The sequence below is a fragment of the Hadarchaeum sp. (SeqCode) genome (genome assembly GCF_049969415.1).
Lineage (GTDB): Archaea > Hadarchaeota > Hadarchaeia > Hadarchaeales > Hadarchaeaceae > Hadarchaeum.
This window is the reverse complement of record NZ_JBMFOX010000124.1, coordinates 1-1,220: the sequence shown is the minus strand read 5'-3', so window position 1 is coordinate 1,220 and position 1,220 is coordinate 1. Positions and strand designations below refer to the sequence as shown.

The following is a 1,220-nucleotide window of genomic DNA, read 5'->3' as shown; positions in this document are numbered from 1 at the left end:
GGAGGCGGAAGTTGTGGAAAAATGCGGGCCGAAAGGACGTCATCGACCCGATCGGACGGCTACCCGCTACGGGAGGCAGCCAGGATATGTAGTTCTTGGTGGCCGTAAGGCTAAGGTATCAAGACCGCGCGTGCGGACGAAAGATGGTCGGGAAGTGGAGCTGGAGAGCTACAGGGAGTTACAGGATCGGAAGATTCTCTCCCAAGCGGCACTGGAGAGAATGCTTTATGGGCTGGCCAGCCGCCACTACCAGGCGGGCGGTGAGCCTATCGGGGCAGGGATAAAAACTTATAGCACCTCCAAGAGTACCGTAAGCCGCAGGTTTGTAAAGGCCACCGAAGAAGAGCTGAAGTCCTTTTTGAGGCGTCCATTGGGGGATCTTAAGCTTCTGGTAGTGTTCATTGACGCTATCTTTTTAGGGGGGCACGCCGTTCTGATTGCCTTAGGGGTTGACGGTGGTGGGCAAAAGCACGTTCTTGGACTTTGGGAGGGGGCGGCAGAGAACGCGGAAGCGTGTAGCGCATTGCTTAAAGACTTGGTTGGTCGAGGGATGGACGCAAGGGAGGGGCTGCTTTTTGTAATGGATGGGAGTAAAGCCCTCACTAAGGCGGTACGTGAGACCTTTGGAGAGCTGGCCCTGGTGCAGCGCTGCCAGAAGCACAAGATGGAGAATGTGGTGAAACATCTGCCCGAACGAGAACAACAATGGTTGAAAGGACGGCTAAAGAGGGCTTGGGCGGTTAATGATGCTCAAAAGGCCAAGGCAGAACTGGAGGCATTAATAAAAGAGTTGGAGATGAAGTCACCCGGGGCGGCGGCAAGCTTGCGGGAGGGGCTGGAAGAAACGCTGACAGTACAAAAGCTTGGGTTACCGGCACTGTTAAGGAGGAGCTTGCGAACGACCAATGCCTTAGAATCCTTAAACGGGCAGATTCGAGATACCGTTCGGCGGGTAAGGAATACAAGAAACGGGGACCAGGCGTTGCGCTGGGCGACAATTGGTGCTCAAAAGGCCGAAGGGAGATTCCATAAGATTCCGGGGTATCGAGACCTGCCGATTTTGGCCGAGGCCATCGCAGCTTACGTCCAAAGGGTAAAAGAAACCCAAGGGATACAGGCTGCCACAAGATCCCAGGCAGTCTAGAATCGGAGAAATAGGGCGCTAGAGATTTTCAACTAAAGATGGGACAAAGCCAATGAGGAAACACCAGGTAAAAAAT

General features: G+C 53.9%; 1 protein-coding gene. It reads left to right on the top strand.

The window, feature by feature from the left end:
• Nucleotides 1–1,144: IS256 family transposase (locus tag ACP5PX_RS08290; protein WP_428085475.1), on the top strand; the 1,144-nt coding region annotated here is incomplete at its 5' end.
• Nucleotides 1,145–1,220 lie beyond the last annotated feature (76 nt).